The sequence below is a fragment of the Acidovorax sp. LjRoot74 genome, assembly GCF_964254355.1.
In the GTDB taxonomy this organism is placed as follows: Bacteria; Pseudomonadota; Gammaproteobacteria; order Burkholderiales; family Burkholderiaceae_C; genus Acidovorax.
The window spans coordinates 1,183,546-1,203,015 of sequence record NZ_CAXUTI020000001.1 but is presented as its reverse complement, the minus strand read 5'-3'; the positions used below and the strand labels follow the sequence as shown (position 1 = coordinate 1,203,015).

15 protein-coding genes are annotated in these 19,470 nt (G+C 66.4%); 4 read left to right on the top strand and 11 right to left on the bottom strand.

Annotated features, from left to right (window positions below; genetic code table 11):
- Positions 1 to 312: 312 nt before the first annotated feature.
- The 4 genes from ACSQ3O_RS05650 to ACSQ3O_RS05635 form a co-directional block, all read right to left on the bottom strand.
- A complete protein-coding gene (locus tag ACSQ3O_RS05650) occupies positions 313 to 1,395 on the bottom strand; it encodes an adenylate/guanylate cyclase domain-containing protein (protein WP_298449984.1) in 1,083 nt (360 codons plus the stop codon).
- 290 nt (positions 1,396 to 1,685) lie between these two features.
- Positions 1,686 to 2,729: a fumarylacetoacetate hydrolase family protein gene (locus tag ACSQ3O_RS05645; RefSeq protein WP_436138151.1), complete on the bottom strand. Its 1,044-nt coding sequence runs from the start codon at positions 2,727 to 2,729 to the stop codon at positions 1,686 to 1,688.
- The gene (locus ACSQ3O_RS05640) at positions 2,726 to 3,559 is read right to left on the bottom strand and encodes a cyclase family protein (protein WP_436138150.1); all 834 of its coding nucleotides are present in this window, start codon (positions 3,557 to 3,559) and stop codon (positions 2,726 to 2,728) included. Before ACSQ3O_RS05640 ends, ACSQ3O_RS05645 begins: the two co-directional genes overlap by 4 nt.
- Positions 3,560 to 3,593: 34 nt before the next feature.
- Positions 3,594 to 4,586, bottom strand: a complete 993-nt coding sequence (locus tag ACSQ3O_RS05635) for a tripartite tricarboxylate transporter substrate-binding protein (protein ID WP_137746675.1) — start codon at positions 4,584 to 4,586, stop codon at positions 3,594 to 3,596.
- Between the two features lie 169 nt (positions 4,587 to 4,755).
- On the opposite strand from ACSQ3O_RS05635, the gene ACSQ3O_RS05630 reads away from it, so the two are divergent.
- Together ACSQ3O_RS05630 and ACSQ3O_RS05625 are read left to right on the top strand one after the other, a co-directional pair.
- A complete protein-coding gene (locus tag ACSQ3O_RS05630; protein ID WP_436138149.1) occupies positions 4,756 to 5,505 on the top strand; it encodes a TetR/AcrR family transcriptional regulator in 750 nt (249 codons plus the stop codon).
- A gap of 311 nt (positions 5,506 to 5,816) precedes the next feature.
- The gene (locus tag ACSQ3O_RS05625; RefSeq protein ID WP_436138148.1) at positions 5,817 to 7,001 is read left to right on the top strand and encodes a porin; all 1,185 of its coding nucleotides are present in this window, start codon (positions 5,817 to 5,819) and stop codon (positions 6,999 to 7,001) included.
- An 81-nt stretch (positions 7,002 to 7,082) separates the two neighbouring features.
- Here the strand turns inward: ACSQ3O_RS05625 and ACSQ3O_RS05620 are convergent, their stop codons facing one another.
- Both ACSQ3O_RS05620 and ACSQ3O_RS05615 read right to left on the bottom strand, forming a co-directional pair.
- Complete coding sequence (locus ACSQ3O_RS05620; RefSeq protein ID WP_436138147.1) at positions 7,083 to 7,877, bottom strand: metallophosphoesterase family protein; 795 nt, start codon at positions 7,875 to 7,877, stop codon at positions 7,083 to 7,085.
- A gap of 12 nt (positions 7,878 to 7,889) precedes the next feature.
- On the bottom strand, positions 7,890 to 8,957 hold the full coding sequence (locus ACSQ3O_RS05615; RefSeq protein WP_436138146.1) for a diacylglycerol/lipid kinase family protein: 1,068 nt from the start codon (positions 8,955 to 8,957) through the stop codon (positions 7,890 to 7,892).
- A gap of 278 nt (positions 8,958 to 9,235) precedes the next feature.
- On the opposite strand from ACSQ3O_RS05615, the gene ACSQ3O_RS05610 reads away from it, so the two are divergent.
- Positions 9,236 to 10,111, top strand: coding sequence for a phosphatase PAP2 family protein (locus ACSQ3O_RS05610; RefSeq protein ID WP_436138145.1), 876 nt, complete (start codon positions 9,236 to 9,238; stop codon positions 10,109 to 10,111).
- Between the two features lie 4 nt (positions 10,112 to 10,115).
- On the opposite strand, the gene urtE is transcribed toward ACSQ3O_RS05610, so the two are convergent.
- The 5 genes from urtE to urtA all read right to left on the bottom strand — a co-directional run bounded on the left by urtE (position 10,116) and on the right by urtA (position 16,813).
- Positions 10,116 to 10,808 (bottom strand): urea ABC transporter ATP-binding subunit UrtE, encoded by a 693-nt coding sequence (gene urtE / locus ACSQ3O_RS05605; RefSeq protein ID WP_436138144.1) that lies wholly within the window; start codon positions 10,806 to 10,808, stop codon positions 10,116 to 10,118.
- 949 nt (positions 10,809 to 11,757) lie between these two features.
- On the bottom strand, positions 11,758 to 12,633 hold the full coding sequence (gene urtD / locus ACSQ3O_RS05600) for an urea ABC transporter ATP-binding protein UrtD (protein WP_436138143.1): 876 nt from the start codon (positions 12,631 to 12,633) through the stop codon (positions 11,758 to 11,760).
- Complete coding sequence (urtC, locus tag ACSQ3O_RS05595; protein WP_436138142.1) at positions 12,630 to 13,769, bottom strand: urea ABC transporter permease subunit UrtC; 1,140 nt, start codon at positions 13,767 to 13,769, stop codon at positions 12,630 to 12,632. The genes urtD and urtC overlap by 4 nt, the downstream gene beginning before the upstream one ends.
- 20 nt (positions 13,770 to 13,789) lie before the next feature.
- Positions 13,790 to 15,370: an urea ABC transporter permease subunit UrtB gene (gene urtB, locus ACSQ3O_RS05590; RefSeq protein WP_436138141.1), complete on the bottom strand. Its 1,581-nt coding sequence runs from the start codon at positions 15,368 to 15,370 to the stop codon at positions 13,790 to 13,792.
- Positions 15,371 to 15,550: 180 nt separating this feature from the next.
- Positions 15,551 to 16,813: an urea ABC transporter substrate-binding protein gene (urtA, locus tag ACSQ3O_RS05585; protein ID WP_298450008.1), complete on the bottom strand. Its 1,263-nt coding sequence runs from the start codon at positions 16,811 to 16,813 to the stop codon at positions 15,551 to 15,553.
- Positions 16,814 to 17,173: 360 nt separating this feature from the next.
- Between urtA and ACSQ3O_RS05580 the strand changes: the two genes are divergently transcribed.
- Positions 17,174 to 19,444 (top strand): molybdopterin cofactor-binding domain-containing protein, encoded by a 2,271-nt coding sequence (locus ACSQ3O_RS05580; RefSeq protein WP_436138140.1) that lies wholly within the window; start codon positions 17,174 to 17,176, stop codon positions 19,442 to 19,444.
- Positions 19,445 to 19,470: the final 26 nt, after the last annotated feature.

Here is a 19,470-nt window from a genome sequence, read left to right as displayed (position 1 = left end):
GCACCGGCAGGCGACGGTGCCGCAACAAAAGAGATCGATGGGGGGGAAAGAGCTGCAACACAGCCGCCGGGCGGTTGCATTGTTACGCAGTTACAGGGGTAAACCCGAATTTGGTAACCATAACATGCCCGGCGGACCTCTGCTGGGCCGGGGGCATACCCCCGCCGGGGCGATGGCCCCAGCGGCGCCGCGCGGGTGCAAGCGCTGCCGGTATTCGCTACGTGCTAGTTGCTGCGCCTGATTGTTTGTGCCACCGCGCCATGGGCGTGCCCGACAGCTGGGCTATCTATCTGCAGCAGGATATGCGCAGGATCAGTGCGCCACCAGCAGCTGCACAAACATCTGCACCTTGGCGTGGCATTCGGCGCTGATGGAGGTGAACTCCAGCCCGGCCACCCATTCGTCGCCCTCCTGCTTGAGGGTGATGACGCGCGCATACACATCGGCCACGCGGTAGTCCACCAGCGGCAGCTCAAACTCCAGCTTGATCTCGCTGTGCGGTTCGAGCGGCTCGATCAGCTCCACCAGCAGGCCGTGGTAGCCGATGTCGCGGATGGCGCCATGCACGATGTGGGGTACGACGATCTTGTCCTGCATGCGCTGGCACAGGCAGGGCAGGCGCGCATCCACGCGGTGGCTGCGGCGGAACTCCTGGCGCGGCACCTTGAGTTTTTGCGAAGGGATGGCGATCAGCTCGCGCAGGCTGACGGGTTGCGTGCGGCCTTTGACATAGACCTGCATGGGCGCCGATGCCGACACCAGGCCCCAGCAGCGCTGGTAGGTCGTGTCGCTGATCAGCACCTGGCCGCGCAGGCTCAGCGCCTCGATGCGCGAGGCCAGATTGACCGCCTCGCCAATCACCGTGTATTCGGAATACACGTCCGAGCCAAAGCGCCCGGCCATCACCGTGCCCGTGTTCACGCCAATGCCCAGAAACACCTCGGGCAGCCGCTCGCGCAGGTGCTCCAGGTTCAGTTCGCGCATGGCCATCTGCATCTCCACGGCGCAGAGCAGCGCGCGGTCCACATCGTCCTCACGCGCCACGGGGGCGCCAAACAGCACCATGATCGAGTCGCCCATGAACTTGTCGATGCTGCCCTGGTACTTGAACACCACTTCAGACAGCCGCGCCAAGCAGCGGTTGAGCGCCGCAATCACCACCGACGCCGGTTGCGAGCCCGACAGCGCGGTGAACCCGCGCAGGTCGGCCAGCAAGATGGTGACCTCGCGCGGCACCACGGCCAGGCCGTCGCTGGCGCCGCCATCGGGGCTCTGCATGCCATGCAGGACGGCGGCCATCTCGGTCTGCGCCGCTTCGGACAGGGGCGCGCCAGTCTCGCGCTCAATCAGCGCCTGGAGGCGGCGCACGGCATCGTGGTGGAATTCTTTGTGCATGGGCGCGAAGGAAGTGGGGCGGTTTGTTGGTATGGGGGGCATCACCGGCCCCTGCCAGCCAGAATAGGCGCCGCCCAACGGCTGGTCAACCGGTGAAAACACTCCGGGGCCGGGGGACAGCAGGCGGCGCCGGGCCCCAGAGCGACCGCCCCCTCTCCCCAACCCTCTCCCGCGAGGGGAGAGGGAGAAAGACCCAGCGCTATGGGGCGTGGAAGCAGAGGCGGCCAACCCGAGGCCGGATGGACTGGAGTGAAAAATTCAAAGCTTTTTTGGCCACTACCGCGCGACCATCATGCCCCAATAGCTATCAAATTAGTAGCATTCACAGTATTCACCCGCTCCTGGCCCGCCGCGCCGCCCTGCACCACCATCTGGTCGATCACGCCAAACGGCGCGGGCTGGCCCTGGTCGTCCAGCGCCACCATGCGTACGCGCTCGCCAAAACGCAAAAACGGCGTGCGCGGCGCACCGTCAGCCAGGGCCTCGACCATGCGGCGCTCGGCAATGCACGACGAACCCACGCCCGCATCCGCGTTCGACACGGTGCCCGAGCCGATGAGGGTGCCCGCAGACAGCTTGCGCGTGCGTGCTGCGTGGGCGATCAGCTGGCCGAAGTGAAAGTGCATGGCTCCGCCGTGCGGGTGACCAAACCATTCGCCGTTGCGCTGCGTCTGCAGCCGCAGGTACACGCGCCCGCTATTCCACGCCGCGCCCAGTTCGTCGGGCGTGACGGCGATGGGGGCAAAAGCCGTGGAAGGCTTGGCCTGCAAAAAGCCGAAGCCGCTTTTGGCCTCGCGCGGGCCAAAGGCGCGCAGGCTCCAGTCATTGATCAACACGACGAGACGCACGAACTGCAGCGCTTGCTCGGCGGTGACGCCCATGGGTGTTTCGCTGAGCACCACGCCAAACTCGCCCTCAAAGTCGATCTGGTCGTCCTCTGACGGCAGCCGCACATCGTCGTGCGGTCCCAGAAAGTCGTCGGCCGCGCCCTGGTACATGAGCGGGATGGTGTCGAAGTCCGCCACGGGCGGCACCTTGAAGGCGCGCTCCATGAGGTGGCCGTGGTTCAAGAACGCCGAGCCATCGATCCACTGCCAGGTGCGCGGCAGCGGGGCCAGGCACTGGCGCGCATCGAAGGGCATGGTGCCCAGGGCGGCGGGTGCATTCACGGTGTGGGACAGGTCTTGCAGTGCGGGCTCCACCACCTTCCAGCGCTCCAGCGCATCAAGCAGCGTGGGGGCCACGGGGCAGGCGTCGATGCAGCGGCGCGCATCGGCCGACACCACCACCAGGCGGCCATCGCGCTGGCCGTTGCGCAGGGTGGCGAGTTTCATGGCGCCACCCCGGCCGCAGGTTGTAGCGGCAGCACCGGGTCGAAGATCGCCACGGCCCGTGTCCAGCCTGCCGAGGCGCCGCGCACCTTGACGGGGAAGCACGAGATATAGAAGCCGCTGGCGGGCAGCGCCTCCAGGTTGTGCAGCTTCTCCAGGTGACAGTAACCGATGTCGCGCCCAGCCTTGTGCCCCTCCCAGATCAGCGATGCGTCTCCGCTCTCGGCATAGCGCTGCGCGGTGTAGGCAAAGGGCGCATCCCAGCTCCAGGCGTCGGTGCCCGTCAGGCGCACACCGCGCTCCAGCAGGTACATGGTGGCTTCGTAACCCATGCCGCAGCCCGCACGCGTGTAGCCCGGCGTGCCGTAGGCGCTGCCCGCGCGGGTGTTGACCACCACGATTTGAAGCGGCTGCAGCGTATGGCCGATGCGTGTCAGCTCAGCCTCCACGTCGGCAGCCTGCACCACATAACCGTCGGGCAGGTGGCGAAAGTCCAGTTTCACACCGGGCTGAAAGCACCAGTTCAAATCCACCTCGTCGATGGACAGCGCGCGCTGGCCGCCGTCCATGGTGGAGGCGAAGTGGTACGGCGCATCCAGGTGCGTGCCGTTGTGGGTGTTGAGCTGCACCTCCTCCACCGCCCACGACTCGCCGTCAGGCAGGTCTTCCTTCTGAAGGCCCGGGAAGAACTGCGCCAGGTCCGCAAAGCTCATCTGGTGGTCGATGTAGTTGATGCGCGGGCCCAGACCGGGCGGGTCGGAGACAACATCGTTTTCAAGGTGCATCGAGATATCGACGATGCGGCGAGCGGGTGTGGCGAGCGTGGCGGTCATGGGTGGGCTCAGGTGAAAGTTTGAAACGGGGCGATCAGGACTCGGCCGTGAAACCGGTCTGCTTGATGAGGCCTCGCCACTGGTCGGCATCGGACTTGAGCATCTGCCCCAGTTGCGCGGCAGTGGAGGGCTTGACCTCCAGGCCGTACTGCTTGCCGTACTCCACCACCTCGGGGTGGTGCAACGCAGCCTGCAGGGCATCGGATGCGCGCTTGATGGTCTCGGACGAGGCCTTCCCGGGCAGGAAGAAGCCGTACCACTCGCTGACCTTGAGCGGGTAGCCCAGCTCCGTCAGCGTGGGCACCTGCGGCAGGAAGGGCGAGCGCTTGGCTCCCGCAATGGCCAGCACGCGCAGCTTGCCGCCCTTGCCATGCTGCAGATAGTCGCCAATGGGTCCCCAGAACGCAGGGATCTGCCCGCCCAGCAGGTCTTGCATGCCCGGCACCGTGCCCCGGTAGGCAATATGGCGCATGTCGATCTTGCTGAACTGCCCCAGCAGCACCCCCACCATGTGTGGCATGGAACCCGCACCGGGGCTGCCGTAGTTGGCGCTGCCGGGGTTGGCGCGCAGCCACGCCAAAAAGTCGGCCAGCGTACGCACGCTGTCGGGCGTGCCCGGGCCCACGGCCAGACCGTGGTCGAACATGGCGCCCAACGACACGGGCGCCACGTCGTCCAGCGTGTAGCGCAGCTTGGGGTAGGTGTAGGGGTAGATGGACAGCATGGACGACGGCGTGATGAGCAGGCTGGTGCCATCGGCCGGGCTGTCGCGCAGGTTGAGGATGCCGATTTGCCCGCCCGCACCCGGCTTGTTGTCCACCATGACGGCACCGGCGTACTGTCCGCGCATGCGGTCCCCCACACGGCGGGCCAGCGCGTCGGCCGTCCCCCCGGCAGGAAAGCCCGAGATGATGCGCGCCATGTCGGGCATGGCGTCCTTGCCGGCCTGCGCCCAGGCAGCGGGAGCAACGCCCAGGGTGGGCAACAGGGCGGCAGAGAGCTGGGTGAAGCGGCGGCGGGTGATCATGTTGTCTGTCTCCAGTAGGTGTGGGTGGGCATGCAGCACAAGCCCCACAAGCCCTGTGCGACAGGGCCTGCAGCGGGCGGCATGAAAAAATTATACGAACGTACAAATTCAAAATGACTGGGGTTTGTACGAGTGTTCAACAAATTTATACAACCGTATAAACCAGCCTATGCCCAAATCCACCCCCACCAAAAAAACAGCGGCTGCAGCGCCCACAGCCTTGGCGGCCAAAGCCCTGGCACCGGCCCGCAAGCGCGCTGCTGCCCGCAGCGCCACCAGCGAAGAAGAACTGGCCCCCAACCGCCAGGCCAACATCCTGCAGGCGGCCGAGCGGCTGTTTGCCACGCGCGGCTTTCACGGCGTGTCGATCCGCGACATTGCCGACGAGGCTGGCGTGCCGCTGGCACTGGTGGGCTATTACTACGGCCCCAAGCTGTCGCTGTACCACGCCATCTTCCGCGCGCATGCGGGCTACATCGACGTGCGGCTCAAGTCGCTGGCCGATGCCCAGCAGAAGGCACCGCCCGGCCAGTTGCTGGAAGAGATCGTGAAAGCCTTTGTGCTGCCCGTGCTGGAGGTGGCCAGCCAGCCCGCAGGCCACCACTTTCTGCGCCTGCTGTCGCGCGGCATGAACGACCACCTGGAAGAAGACGAGCCCATCATCCGCGAGCTGTTCGACCCGCTGGCCCATGCGTTCATCGACGCCATTGCTGCCGCCCTGCCCCAGGCCACGCGCAGCAAGGCCGCGTGGTGCTACCAGTTTGCGCTGGGCGCGCTGCTGCACCACGTGAACGACCAGCGCATCGAGCGCCTGTCGTACGGCCAGAACCAGCCCGGCGACGAGGCCACGGCCGGGCCACTGCTGGTACGTTTTATTGCGCAAGGCATCCGCGGCGCCTGTGAAGGCGCGGTGCACTGATGCGCTACCGCTGACGCGCCCACCACCACTCGCACTCCCATCCACAGCACTGCCGCGCGAGCGCCGCATGCACAGCACAGCCACGTCCATTTTTCTGGCCCCGGCCCGCCACCACCCCAGGTGGCTGGGGCCCTGCGCTGCCGCCCCACCCCAGGCGTCGGCGCGGCAGACCGGCGCACCCTAGCCGCCACCACACCAGCGCACACAACGCGCTGACGCCCTCCCCCCGTTGAACTGCGTTTTCGGAACAGCCCTGGCTGCGCCGTGGGCCAGTTCGTCCCTCGCTTGCCCGTCATTCATCGAAAGACACCATGAAACCCCGCACCTCCCTCGCTCCAAAGTCTTCACGCCCGCTCGCCCGCAAGCGCTGGACACGCGCCATGGGCACCGCCGCAGCCCTATCTGCCGCCACACTCGCCGCACAAGCCCAACCCGCCGCAGGCCCCGGCCTGCAGCTGTATGGCCTGGTCGATGCCGCCGTGGGCCGCTTTGCCGCCCCCGCCACGGGCATCAACGCACAAGACCGCGCCATCACCAAGCTGGAGGGCGGCGGCATGTCCACCAGCCACTGGGGCGTGCGCGGCACCGAGGACCTGGGCGGTGGGCTGTCGGCGCAGTTCGAGCTGTCGTCCTTTGTGCGCAACGACTCCGGCGCCACCGGCCGCAGCGACGCGCTGCCCGCGCCGGTGAACCTGGCAGCCGACCCCGTGTTCTCGCGCGCCGCCTGGGTGGGGGTTTCGCACCGCGACTGGGGCCGCGTGCGGCTGGGCAATGTCACGTCGTTGCTGTTCCTCAACTCCATCACCTCCAACGCGTTCGGCGACTCCACCGTGCTGGGGCCGCTGAACCTGGTCACCTTCATCGGCAGCCCGCTCACTGGCGGTACCGGCTGGGCCAATTCGGTGGTGTATGACAGCCCCAACATCGCGGGCTTCAGCACCTCGGTGGCGCATGCCATCTCCGAAGGCCAGGGCGGCGGCAACAGTGCTGCGCGACTGGTCTATGCCCAAGGCCCCTGGGCTGCATCTCTGGCCTGGCAAAGCGTGAAGAAAAACCCGAGCACCTTTGCCGACGGCACCTCCCCCAACGACACCCGCGCCTGGCAACTGGCGGCGTCGTACGACTTCGAGGTGGTCAAGCTGTTCGCCCACCTGGGCCGCATCGACAACCGGGGCACGGCCGCTGCGCCGCTCAACGTGGCGTACCGCGTGTGGGATGTGAGCGCTTCGGTGCCCGTGGGCGCAGGCCGGGTGCTGGCAGGCTACGCGGTGCGCCGCACCAGCGACACCGTGGGCCCGGTGCCAGCCACGGTGGCGGGCGGCAATGTGGAACGCAAAGTGTTCACCCTGGGGTACGACTATTTCCTGTCCAAACGCACCGACCTCTATGCCATGGTGATGCGCGACAGTACCCAGACCCGCACCCTGCCCGCGCCGCCCTCAGTGGTCAGCGCCCAAGGCACCAGCTTTGCAGTGGGGGTGCGCCACCGGTTCTAAGCCCGATCACAACGGTTGTCTCCAAGCTTCAGGGCGCCTTCGGGTGCCCTTTTTTTGGGAACCACAGAACTGAAGACCGCTTCAACCGGACACCACAGGCTGGCGCAGCACACAGGCAAATTCACCACTGGCGCGGTCATAGTCCCAGCGCTCGGCCACCCGCATGCGCTGGCTAGGTGCCGCCCCCGAGGTTTCTTCGCGCAGAACCACCAGGCTGTTGGGGCTGCCGTGCCGCAGGCGGTGCGACACCGCCGTGCCCGCGCGGCTGGCCCACAGGCCGGGCAGCGGCTGCAGCACACCGGGCTCGTGCACATGGCCCGACAGCAGCATCTGCGCACCGGCCGCGCGCCAGCGCTGCAGGGCTTCATCGGCGCGGTGCGGACGGTGGGCGCGGTCAGTCGCATCGCGCCCCACCAGGGGATGGTGGCTGGCCACGATGCGCCAGGCGTCGGGCGGGGCCCGCGCCAGCAGCACGGCCACGTGTTCGATCTGTGTGGACGACAGGCTGCCGCGCTCATGCCGCCAGGCGCGGGTGGTGTTCACGCCCACCACATAGAAAGGGCCCATCTGCCGCACGGGCTCCTGATCCACACCAAACTGCTCCGCAAACCGCTCGTACGCACGGCCCCAGCGCAGCCACCAGGCAAACAGCGGCAGGTCGTGGTTACCCGCCAGCACCAGGGTGCTGCGCGCATGCAGGCCCTGCACAAACCACGCGGCCTGCGCAAACTGGCTGGCGGTGGCGCGCTGGGTGAGGTCGCCAGACACCACCGCCAGGGCCACGCCCAGCCGCTGCGCCAGGCGTTGGGCAGCGGCGCACACATCGGGGTCGTGCGCCCCAAAGTGCAGGTCGGACAGGTGCATCAAGGCGGACATGGCGGTGGGTTGTCAAGCGGGTATCAGTCCGGGGGCGGGCGGTGCACCCGTCTCGGCCGCTGCTGCCGCCGGTGCAGGCTGCTGTGCCGCATCATCGCGCACCAGCGGCGATGGCGCCACCAGCCACAGCGGGCGTGTGCCGACGCGAAAGTGCAGCGGCGGGGCCATCCATTCGCGCTCGCCATCAAACGCCACCTTGACCTGCGGCGGGCGCCAGCTGGCCGGGGCCACGGTCAGCTCGGTGCAGGCAATGCTGGTCACAGCGCTGTCCTTGTCCAGCTGGCCGGTGGCGGCGTTCCACACGGTGCGGGCCGTGGCCCAGCGGCTCTGGGGCTTGAGCATGACCACCGCCAGGTGCCCGCCATCGGCCACCTGCTGCGCCTGCGGCAGCCCCATGCGGTCCAGCTGCAGCGGGTTGTTGCCCACAAACAGGGTGGTGACCAGGTGCTCCTCGTGCCGCACCTCGGCGCCATGGTGGGTGCTCATCACCACGCGCCAGCGCCTGCCTGCGGCGGGCCGGAACAGGCTCCACACCGCTGACGCCACGGCCACCCAGCGTGTTCGGCCAAACCGCTTGGAGGCCCGCTCGCGCTCGGCCAGCAGCTTGGGGTACAGGCCCACGCTGGCGTTGACGATGAACATGCGCCGGTTGACATGGCCCACCTGCACGGGGCGCATGTCCCCTGCGTGCAGGGCCTGCAGCAGGTCTTGCACGGCCTGCTCCGGGTCCAGCGCCAGGCCGTGTTCGCGGCTGAAATAGTTGAAGGTGCCCATGGGCACAACCCCCATGGGCACGCCCGCATGCAGCGCGGCTGCCGCCACCGCGTTGATGGTGCCGTCGCCACCGGCGGCCACCACCAGGCCGCCATCAGTGCGTGCGGCATCAGCGGCATCACGCGCCAGTTGCACGATGTCGCCGCGCTGGTGGGGCACATGCCACACCACGTCGTGCGCTTGCAACGCAGCCACGCCTTCGAGCTTGGCGCGCAGCAGGTCCAGGTCGGCGCCCGGCCGCTTGGGCACCACCAAGTGGATGGGGCCACGGGGCGTTGGGGGATGGGGGTGGTCGGAAGAGGTCATGCAAAAACTCTGCAACAAACAGGGGTAGCCCCACGCCATGGAGGGGCAGCGCAGGCAAGGCGCCATGGTGGCAGCCCCGGGCCGCCTGCGCAGCCGGTCGCAGCGCTCTTGCCGTGTCAGCCTGCGCCGACACCAGCGGCCTGCACCAACACCAATAAACCCACCGCTGCGCGGGATGCTGGGAACTTCGGTACAACCTGTGGCTTCTGTCTGTTGACAGGTGCGGAGCCAATGGCTGCGCGCCCCCCCCATCCACAAGGAAAGGCTCACTCCAGACCATGACAATGACCGCCCCTGCCACCCCATCCACTGCACTCACCGCATCCGAGCTGGGCACCCTGCTCGCGCAGCACCCCGTGGGCTGGTGGCTCGTTGGCATGGCCATCCTGGCACTGCTAGGCGCCGCCGCACTGGCGGGCCTGCGTTCCCTGCGCCGCCACGCAGGCCCGCCGCTGAACCGATTCTTCCCAGCGCAGGCCCCCACCCTCATGCTGGTGGCCATGGCTGCATCGGCCTGTGTGCTGGTGCTGGCGGGCGCCACGATGGCCGAACTGGCCGAGAGCGGACGCACCCAGGGCCCCTGGGGCGTGTTGGATGACACCATCGCAGCGGGCCTGCGGGCCCAGGCCGACGCCGCCGTGCTGCAGGTGTTTGCCACCCTCACCCACCTGGGCGACACCTGGGTGCTGACAGCCCTGGCGCTGGGCGTGGCCGCCGCGCTGTGGCTGCACCAGCACCGTCTGCTGGCCATGGGCTGGCTGGTGGCCATGGCGGGCAACGGCGCACTGACCAAGGTGCTGAAAAACCTCTTCGAGCGCGTGCGGCCCGAGCACACACATGGCATTGCCGAGGCCAGCGGCTACAGCTTTCCCAGCGGACACAGCAGCGCATCCATGGTGGCCTACGCCATGCTGGCCTACCTGGCCACGCGGTTGCTGCCGCGCGCCTGGCACCTGCCTGCAGCGATGGTGGCCGGTGCGCTGATCTTCACCACCGGCTGGAGCCGCATCGTGCTGCAGGTGCACTACGCCAGCGATGTGCTGGCAGGCTGGCTGCTGGGCGGCACCTGGATGGTGTGCACGGTGCTGATCATGGAGGGCGTGTCGCGCTGGCGCAGCCCGGCCCTGGCCGTCGCTGCAGCGCAACGGCCCTGAGCCATCAGATCGCCACGAGGTTGCGAATGCCCTTGGCTTCCATCTCGCTGCCCGGCCCGCGTGCAATGACCTCGCCGCGCTCCATCACCAGGTATTCATCGGCCAGTTCTTGCGCAAAGTCGTAGTACTGCTCGCACAGCAGGATGGCCATCTCCCCTTTGTCGGCCAGCATGCGAATCACGCGGCCGATGTCCTTGATGATGCTGGGCTGGATGCCTTCGGTGGGCTCGTCCAGGATGAGCAAACGCGGGCCGGGGGCCAGCGCACGCGCGATGGCCAGCTGCTGCTGCTGTCCGCCCGAGAGGTCGCCGCCCCGGCGCTTGAGCATTTGCTTGAGCACGGGGAAGAGTTCGTACAGGTGCGCAGGCACGGGCGTGGAGCCGCTTTTGTAGGCCAGGCCCATGCGCAGGTTTTCTTCCACGGTGAGGCGGCCGAAGATTTCGCGGCCCTGGGGCACGAAGCCGATGCCTGCGCGGGCGCGGTCGTAGGGGGTGGCTTTGTCGATGGGTTTGCCGTCGAAGCTGATGCTGCCGCTTTTGATGGGTACGAGGCCCATGAGGCTTTTGAGCAGCGTCGTTTTGCCCACGCCGTTGCGGCCGAGCAGGACGGTGACTTTGCCGGGGGTGGCGGTGAGGCTCACGTCGCGCAGGATGTGGGAGCCGCCGTAGTACTGGTTGATGTTTTGGACGGTGAGCATGGTGTTTTTTGAGTGTTTTTGGCTGCTTGCGCCTGTTCAGAAAGCGCTTTTAGCTATTATTTTTATAGCATCTGTATTGAGACCAAACGGTTGGGTTGAGTTTGTTTGAGCCTGGGCTTGTGCGCTGGTTGGGGCGGTGTGCTTTTGCTGAGGGCGGAGGCCGGGGTGTGCGCCCGGCGGCGCAGTGGCTTTCTTTTGCTTCGCCAAAAGAAAGTCACCAAAGAAAAGGCGACCCTACAGGCTGCGTCCCTTCGCTTCGCTGCGGGCAACCTGCGGTGCTCGCGTCCAGCGGGGTCTCGCTCCAACTCGCTTCGCTCAAACAATCGCGAGCCCTGATCCGCTGGCCGCTGCGCTCCTCGGCGCATCCTGAAGGGAACCCGGGGTGCGGACATCCACACGGGCCATTGCTTCGCTGCGCAGCGCTCGGCCCCCTCTCGCGGGCGCAAGCGCCACGCGCTGCGCAGCCGGGGCCGAGCGAAGCGATGGCCCGTTGGTTGTTCGGCTGTTGGAGGTTCGGCTGCCCAACCCCTGCTGGCTGCGCCTGCGGCGGGGCGGTTGTGGGGTGGCATGGGCGTCGCAGCGCCCATGCTTCGTGCTCTGACTCGCCGTGGCTGTCCGAGCGGCGCGCGCAGCGCAAAGCGAGTTCCACGGCGCACCCCGCAACCGACACGACGCAGGTTTGCCCCGCAGCGAAGCGCAGGGGTCGCAGACTGGGGGTCGCCTTTCTTTTGCTTACTTTTCTTTGGCGAAGCAAAGAAAAGTGAGTCGCCTGCCGGGGCGACAACCCGGCCTCCGCCCCAAACACAAGCATGGAGCCCAAACCAGCACACCCAGGCTTCGACAAGCTCAGCCCGAACGGTTTCGAGGCAGCGCCCAGACTTCGACAAGCTCAGCCCGAACGGATCGCTGAAGCGCACGAGTTGAAAAGAGCCAGGGCCAAAAACGACCATCACCGCCCCAAATAAACCTCAATCACCCGCTCATCCGCCTGCACCTGATCGAGCGTGCCCTCCGCCAGCACCGAGCCATCGCACAACACCGTCACCTTCTCGGAAATCGTGCGGATGAACCCCATGTCATGCTCCACCACCATCAGCGAATGCTTTCCCTTCAAAGTCAGGAAAAGCTCCGCCGTACGGGCAGTTTCTTCATCCGTCATGCCCGCCACCGGCTCGTCCAGCAGCAGCAACTTCGGGTCCTGCATCAGCAACATCCCAATCTCCAGCCACTGCTTTTGCCCATGGCTCAGATTGCCGGATTGCCGCGTGACGCTGTCGGCCAAATGAATGGTGTGCAGGATCTCGGCCAGACGGTCCGACTGCGCGGAATCGAGGCGGAAGAACATGCTCGACTTCACACCCTTGTGCGTCTTGAGCGCCAGCTCCAGGTTCTCGAACACACTGAGCTGCTCAAACACCGTGGGCTTCTGGAACTTGCGGCCGATCCCTAAGCTGGCGATCTCAGGCTCGTTGTGGCGCAGCAGGTCAATCGTGGAGCCAAAGAACACCGTGCCTTTGTCCGGCCGCGTCTTGCCGGTGATGATGTCCATCATCGTCGTCTTGCCCGCGCCGTTGGGGCCGATGATGCAGCGCAGCTCGCCGGGGGCGATGTCCAGGCTCAGGCCATTGATGGCCTTGAAGCCGTCAAAGCTCACATGCACATCTTCCAGGTACAGGATGCGGCCATGGGTCACATCCACCTCGCCCGGAACCGCCACGCGCGAGAAGCCTGCCGCGCGGCCACCCGACTCGGTCTGGCCCAGCACAGGGGGCGCCAGCGTCTTCTGCAGCCGCCGCGCGCCTTCCTCCATCAGATCGGGCGTCATTGCGCAGCTCCCTTCGTGGTTGTCATTTTTGCTTTGAGCTTCTTGACCAGCCCCACCACGCCATCGGGCAGGAACAGCGTCACCGCAATGAACAGCGCGCCCAGAAAGTACAGCCAGAACTCTGGCGCCGTCACCGTGAGCCAGCTCTTGGCACCGTTGACGATGAACGCCCCCACGATGGGCCCGATCAGCGTGGCGCGCCCGCCCACGGCCGCCCACACTGCGATCTCGATGGAGTTGGCAGCGCTCATCTCGCCAGGGTTGATGATGCCGACCTGGGGCACATACAGTGCGCCCGCCACGCCACACATCATGGCGCTGATGGTCCAGATGGTGAGCTTGTAGGGCAGCGGCGAGTAGCCGGAGAACATGACGCGACTCTCCGCATCACGCACGGCCTGCAGCACGCGGCCGAACTTGCTGCGCACCAGCCAGCGGGCCAGCAAAAAGAAGCCCAGCAGCGTGATGCCTGTCAGCACAAACAGCGTCATGCGCATGTTCTGCGTGGCAATGGGTGTGCCCAGGATGCGCTTGAAGTCGGTAAAGCCGTTGTTGCCGCCAAAGCCCGTCTCGTTACGGAAGAACAGCAGCATGGCCGCGTACGTCATGGCCTGCGTGATGATCGAAAAGTACACGCCCTTGATGCGGGAGCGGAAGGCGAAGTAGCCGAAAACGAACGCAATCACGCCGGGCACGGCCACGATGAGGATCAGCGTGGCGATGAAGCTGTCGGACAGCGCCCAATGCCAGGGCAGCTCCTTCCAGTCGAGGAACACCATGAAGTCGGGCAGGTCGCTCTTGTAGTTGCCGTCGCGGCCGATCTGGCGCATGAGGTACATGCCCATCACGTAGCCGCCCAGCGCAAAGAACAGGCCGTGGCCCAGGCTCAGGATGCCGGTGTAGCCCCAGATCAGGTCCATGGCCAGCGCGCAGATGGCGTAGCACATGATCTTGCCAAGCAACGCCACGGCGTAGTCCGACAGGTGGAACACGCTGCCTGCGGGCACCCACAGATTGAGCACGGGGGCCACGGCGCACACCACGATGAGCGCCACGATGAAGGCCGACCAGCCACCGCGCGTGAGCAGCGGCGCCGGTGCGGGCAGTTGAAGGTTGGGAGAGGTTGGCGTAGTCATGATCTGTCGTCTCTGGTGCTTCAGTCGGCCGTACGCCCTTTGACCGCGAAGATGCCCTGGGGCCTCTTCTGGATGAAGATGATGATGAACACCAGCACCGCAATCTTGGCCAGCACAGCGCCCGCCCAGCCTTCAAGGAACTTGTTCAGAATGCCCAGGCCCAGCGCGGCATACACGGTGCCCGCCAGCTGGCCCACGCCGCCCAGCACCACCACCATGAAGGCGTCGACGATGTAGCTCTGACCCAGGTCGGGCCCCACATTGCCCACCTGGCTCAGCGCGCAACCGGCCAGGCCCGCAATGCCCGAGCCCAGCGCAAAGGCCATGGTGTCGATGCGCGCGGTGTTCACGCCCATGCACGAGGCAATGGGGCGGTTCTGCGTCACGCCACGCACGAACAGGCCCAGGCGCGTGCGGCCAATCAGGTAGCCCATGCCCAGCAGCACCGCAATCGCAAAGCCGATGATGACAAGGCGGTTGTAGGGCAGCGTGAGGTTGGAGAGCACCTGCACCCCACCGCTCATCCACGCGGGGTTTTCCACGCCCACGTTCTGCGCGCCAAAAATCGTGCGCACCAATTGCATCAACACCAGGCTGATGCCCCAGGTGGCAAGCAGTGTCTCCAGCGGGCGGCCGTACAGAAAACGCAGCACGCCACGCTCCAGCACCGCGCCCACAGCGGCCGATGCGCCAAACGCCAGTGGCAGCGCGGCGACCAGGTACCAGTCGAACGCGCCCGGAAAATACTTCTGGAAGATGCCCTGCACCACGTAGGTGGCGTAGGCGCCGATCATCATCAGCTCGCCATGGGCCATGTTGATCACGCCCATGAGGCCGTAGGTGATGGCCAGGCCCAAAGCGACCAGCAGCAGGATGGAGCCTAGGCTGATGCCCGAGAACGCAGCGCCCAAGCGCTCGCCCCAGGCCAACTGGCCGTCAATGGCTTTGAGGGCCACCTGCAACGCGGCCTTGACCTTGGCGTCCTCTTCCACCGCCACGCGCTCGTTCAGCAGCAGGCGCGTGTCGGGCGTGGCGCTGGCCGACAGGGCCTGAGCAGCAGCAATACGCTGTGCGGCCTCATCGCTGCCCAGTAAGGTGGCGGCGCGCGCCAGCTCCAGCTGGGTCTTGATCTTGTCGCTGGTTTCCTGCGCCAAAGCCTTGTCGAGCAGGGGCAGTCGGCCTGCATCGGGCTCCTTGGTCAGCGCCTTGGCGGCGGCCATGCGCTTTGCTTCGTCCTTGCCAAACAGCGCCAGCCCAGCCAGGGCCGTGTCGATCTCGCCGCGCATGCGGTTGTTGTTGATGATGTCTTCGGCATCTGCGGGCACAGACACCTCGGCGCCCGTCACGGGGTCGATGCCCTTGTCATCACGCACGATCAGGGCCTTGCCTGCGGCGACCTTCACCGCGTCATCGGCCAGCGCCTGCAAGAAGGCAGCGGTGCGTTCGCTGGGCTCCACCACGGCCTGCTGCACGGCGGCCACGCGGTCGTCGGTGTCGCCAGCGGCCATCGCCAGGGCCTGCTCGGCGGTGAGTGCGTGGGCCTGCGCAGTTGCGCACAACAGAACGCAGGCAACCAGACGGGAAAAAAATGAGGAAAGCATGGAAGGGCCAGTGGTTCAAAGAAATCAGCCAGCCTGTGCGGTGAGCGCAGCCCATGCCAGCTTCCCTGCGCAAGGGCCGCCGAGCCGCACATGTGGCGCTTCGCTTGCGTGCGCTGGGGGCGTCCCCCTCCCACGCGCAGCGTGAGAGAGGGGGAAGCGGCGTAGCCGCTCAGGGGGAGATCACTTCTTCTCGGGCTCGTCCTTCTTCTTGTCGTTGCCTTCGATGTAAGGAGACCATGGCTTGGCCTTCACAGGGCCAGGCGTCTTCCACACCACGTTGAACTGCCCGTCGGCCTTGATCTCACCGATGAACACGCTCTTGTGCAGGTGGTGGTTCTTCTCGTCCATCTTGCTCACGATGCCCGACGGTGCCTTGAAGGTCTGACCTGCCATGGCGGCGATCACCTTGTCCACGTCGGTGCTCTTGGCCTTTTCAACCGCTTGCTTCCACATGTTGATGCCGATGTAGGTGGCTTCCATCGGGTCGTTGGTGAGCGGCTTGTCTTTGTGGCCGGCAATGTTCTTGGCCTTGGCGTAGTCGCTCCACTTCTTGATGAAGGCGGTGTTGTCCGGGCTCTTGATGGACTGGAAGTAGTTCCAGGCGGCCAGGTGGCCGACCAGCGGCTTGGTGTCTACGCCGCGCAGTTCTTCTTCGCCCACGCTGAATGCAACCACGGGCACGTCCTTGGCCTTCAGGCCCGCGTTGCCCAGTTCCTTGTAGAAGGGCACGTTGGAGTCACCGTTGATGGTGGACACCACGGCCGTCTTGCCGCCCTGGCTGAACTTCTTGATGTCGGCCACGATGGTCTGGTAGTCAGAGTGACCAAACGGCGTGTACTTCTCGTCGATGTCGGAATCCTTCACGCCCTTGCTCTTGAGGTAGGCGCGCAGGATCTTGTTGGTGGTGCGGGGGTAGACGTAGTCGGTGCCCAGCAGCACCCAGCGCTTGGCGCTGCCGCCGTCCTTGCTCATCAGGTAGTCCACCGCAGGGATGGCTTGCTGGTTGGGCGCGGCGCCGGTGTAGAACACGTTCTTGGACAGCTCTTCACCTTCGTACTGCACGGGGTAGAACAGCAGGCCGTTCATTTCTTCCACGACGGGCAGCACCGACTTGCGGCTCACGCTGGTCCAGCAGCCGAAGATGACCGAGACCTTGTCCTGGCCCAGCAGCTGCTTGGTCTTTTCAGCGAACAGGGGCCAGTTGGAGGCCGGGTCCACCACCACGGGTTCGAGCTTCTTGCCCAGCACGCCGCCCTTGGCATTGATCTCGTCGATCGCCATGAGCACGGTGTCTTTCAGCACGGTCTCAGAGATGGCCATGGTGCCCGAGAGGCTGTGCAGGATGCCGACCTTGATGGTCTCCTGGGCGTGGGCTGGCAGTGCAGACAGGCCAGCGAGCGTAGCGACGGCCGCGAGGGCCTTGAGGGAATAACGACGTTGCATGTGTGCTTCTCCGGTGGTGGTTTCAATCAGGGAATCAATCAAACCGCTTCGCCCGGCAGGCCCCGGTGTGGAGCCGCATGGGATCGGGCGATGGAATGGATTCTGGAGAGCGGGGCCCGTTGGCGAAATACGCCGGGTGGCGTACACGGGGGCAGCGCCGTTGCAGGGTGCGGGCCGCAGCGGCCGCCTGTGTCGGGTAGGCGAAACGCTATGCATTTAATAGCTATTAGGGCATACCCAATGCGCGGAAACGGCCAAAAACAGTCAAAATCTTCGGCAACCACAGAGCCCTCCGGGAAATGCCCGGCCCCTCTACGATGGCGACCACAGCCCCCCGCTCAGCCACAAAGGATGGAACCCATGGTGAAACGACGCACAGTGCTGCTTGGCGGCGCCGCAACAGCCGGCGCGCTGGTCATTGGCTGGGGGGTGATGCCGCCGCGCCAGCGCCTGCACCCCGCAGACCCCGTGCCCGCCGCGCCGGGCCAGGCCTCGCTCAATGGCTGGCTGAAGGTGGGCACCGACAACACCGTGACGGTGATGATGGCCAAGTCCGAAATGGGCCAGGGCACCCACACCGGCCTGGCCGCCATCCTGGCCGAAGAGCTGGACGCCGACTGGGCCCAGGTGCGGCTGGAGATGGCGCCCATCGACGACATCTACAACAACCTGGCCACCGTGGTGGACGGCCTGCCCTTCCACCCCGACAACGACGGATCGATGAAGGCCGTGGCGGGCTGGCTCACGGCCAAGACCATGCGCGAGGTGGGCGTGATGATGACGGGCGGATCGAGCAGCATCAAGGACCTGTGGCTGCCCATGCGCGAAGCTGGGGCCCATGCGCGCGCCATGTTGATCCGCGCCGCCGCCGCGCAGTGGAAGGTGCAGGCAGCAGAGTGCACGGCCAACGCAGGCTGGGTGGAGCATGCCGCAGGCCAGCGTGCCACGTTTGGCGAACTCGCTGCGCTGGCCGCGCAGCAGCCCATGCCGGGCAAGGTGGCGCTGAAGGAGCCCGCGCAGTTCAAGCTGATTGGCAAACCCCTCACGCGCATAGAGGCACCCAGCAAGCTCGACGGCAGCGCCGTGTTCGGCATCGACGCCAACCCGCCCGGCCTGCTGCACGCCAGTGTGGTGATGTGCCCCACACGCGGCGGCAAGGTGGCCCGGTTTGACGCAGCCGCCGCGCAGAAGCTGCCGGGCGTGAAGCAGGTGCTGGCCGTGGCGCCCTACCACGGCGGCACAGGCGGTGTGGCCGTGATTGCCGACACACCCTGGCACGCCAGAAAGGCGGCGGCCGCCGTCTCCGTGGAATGGGACCACGGCCCCGCCGCCACGCTGTCGAGCGAGGCCGTGATGACGCGGCTGGCCCAGGCGCTGGACGAAGCCAAGGGCTTTGGCTACCACAGCGCGGGCGATGTGGACCAGGCTATGCAGGGCGCGGCCAGCAACATCACTGCCGACTACCGCGCGCCCTATCTGGCGCACGCGGCGCTGGAGCCCATCAACTGCACAGTGCAGGTCAAGGACGGCGCAGCCCAGGTGTGGACATCGACCCAGGTGCCGGGCTTGGCGCGCATGGCGGCGGCCAAGGCGCTGGGCATCGATGAAGAAAAAGTGACCGTACACCAGCTGTTGCTGGGGGGCGGCTTTGGGCGGCGGCTGGAGGTGGACTATGTGGCCCAGGCTGCTGCCATTGCCCAGGCCGCAGGCGGTGCGCCCGTGCAGACGCTGTGGAGCCGCGAGCAGGACACGCAGCACGACTTCTATCGCCCGGCCTGCATGGCGCGCTTCAAGGCGGGGTTTGACGCCCAGGGGCAGCTGCTGGCGTGGCACAACCTGTCGGTGGGCCAGGCCATCGTGCCGCAGGTGCTGGCCCGCACCTTCGGGCTACCCGGCGCGGGGCCGGACAAGACAGCATCGGAGGGCGCCTTCGACCAGCCCTATGAATGGCCCCATGCGCGCATCGCGCACGAGATCATCGACCTGCCGCTGCCCGTGGGCTTCTGGCGCTCGGTGGGGCATTCACACCAGGCGTTCTTCAAAGAGAGTTTTGTGGACGAAGCAGCGCATGCGGCCAAGAAGGACCCCGTCGCCTTCCGCGCCGCGCTGCTGCAAAAGCACCCGCGCCACCTCAAGGTGCTGCAAAAGGCAGCCGAGCTGGCGGGCTGGGGCCAGCCCTTGCCGCCTGATGCGTCGGGCATGCAACGGGCGCGCGGCGTAGCGCTGCACCAGTCATTTGGCTCCATCGTGGCGCAGGTGGCCGAGGTGTCGGTGGGGGCGGACAAGGCCATCCGCGTGCACCGCGTGGTGTGTGTGATCGACTGCGGCGCGGCCATCAACCCCAACCTGATCGCGCAGCAGATGGAAAGCGCGGTGGTGTTCGGCCTCACGGCAGCACTCTATGGCGAAGTCACGCTGAAAGACGGACAAGTGCAGCAAAGCAATTTTCACGACGTGCCGCTGCTGCGCATGGCCGACTGCCCGAAGGTGGAGACCCACATCATCGACAGCGCCGAGCCCCCCGAAGGCGTGGGCGAACCCGGCGTGCCGCCGGTGGCCCCGGCCGTGGCGAATGCGCTGTTTGCACTGACCGGCCAGCGCCTGCGCGCCCTGCCGCTGAAGCTGGCCTGAGAACCTGTTTGCGAATCAAGGAATGA

Bases quoted from the DNA above. Each gene is read 5' to 3' on its own strand.
- ACSQ3O_RS05650 (WP_298449984.1), bottom strand. From the start codon at position 1,395: ATGCACAAAGAATTCCACCACGATGCCGTGCGCCGCCTCCAGGCGCTG.
- ACSQ3O_RS05645 (WP_436138151.1), bottom strand. From the start codon at position 2,729: ATGAAACTCGCCACCCTGCGCAACGGCCAGCGCGATGGCCGCCTGGTG.
- ACSQ3O_RS05640 (WP_436138150.1), bottom strand. From the start codon at position 3,559: ATGACCGCCACGCTCGCCACACCCGCTCGCCGCATCGTCGATATCTCG.
- ACSQ3O_RS05635 (WP_137746675.1), bottom strand. From the start codon at position 4,586: ATGATCACCCGCCGCCGCTTCACCCAGCTCTCTGCCGCCCTGTTGCCC.
- ACSQ3O_RS05630 (WP_436138149.1), top strand. From the start codon at position 4,756: ATGCCCAAATCCACCCCCACCAAAAAAACAGCGGCTGCAGCGCCCACA.
- ACSQ3O_RS05625 (WP_436138148.1), top strand. From the start codon at position 5,817: ATGAAACCCCGCACCTCCCTCGCTCCAAAGTCTTCACGCCCGCTCGCC.
- ACSQ3O_RS05620 (WP_436138147.1), bottom strand. From the start codon at position 7,877: ATGTCCGCCTTGATGCACCTGTCCGACCTGCACTTTGGGGCGCACGAC.
- ACSQ3O_RS05615 (WP_436138146.1), bottom strand. From the start codon at position 8,957: ATGACCTCTTCCGACCACCCCCATCCCCCAACGCCCCGTGGCCCCATC.
- ACSQ3O_RS05610 (WP_436138145.1), top strand. From the start codon at position 9,236: ATGACAATGACCGCCCCTGCCACCCCATCCACTGCACTCACCGCATCC.
- urtE (WP_436138144.1), bottom strand. From the start codon at position 10,808: ATGCTCACCGTCCAAAACATCAACCAGTACTACGGCGGCTCCCACATC.
- urtD (WP_436138143.1), bottom strand. From the start codon at position 12,633: ATGACGCCCGATCTGATGGAGGAAGGCGCGCGGCGGCTGCAGAAGACG.
- urtC (WP_436138142.1), bottom strand. From the start codon at position 13,769: ATGACTACGCCAACCTCTCCCAACCTTCAACTGCCCGCACCGGCGCCG.
- urtB (WP_436138141.1), bottom strand. From the start codon at position 15,370: ATGCTTTCCTCATTTTTTTCCCGTCTGGTTGCCTGCGTTCTGTTGTGC.
- urtA (WP_298450008.1), bottom strand. From the start codon at position 16,813: ATGCAACGTCGTTATTCCCTCAAGGCCCTCGCGGCCGTCGCTACGCTC.
- ACSQ3O_RS05580 (WP_436138140.1), top strand. From the start codon at position 17,174: ATGGTGAAACGACGCACAGTGCTGCTTGGCGGCGCCGCAACAGCCGGC.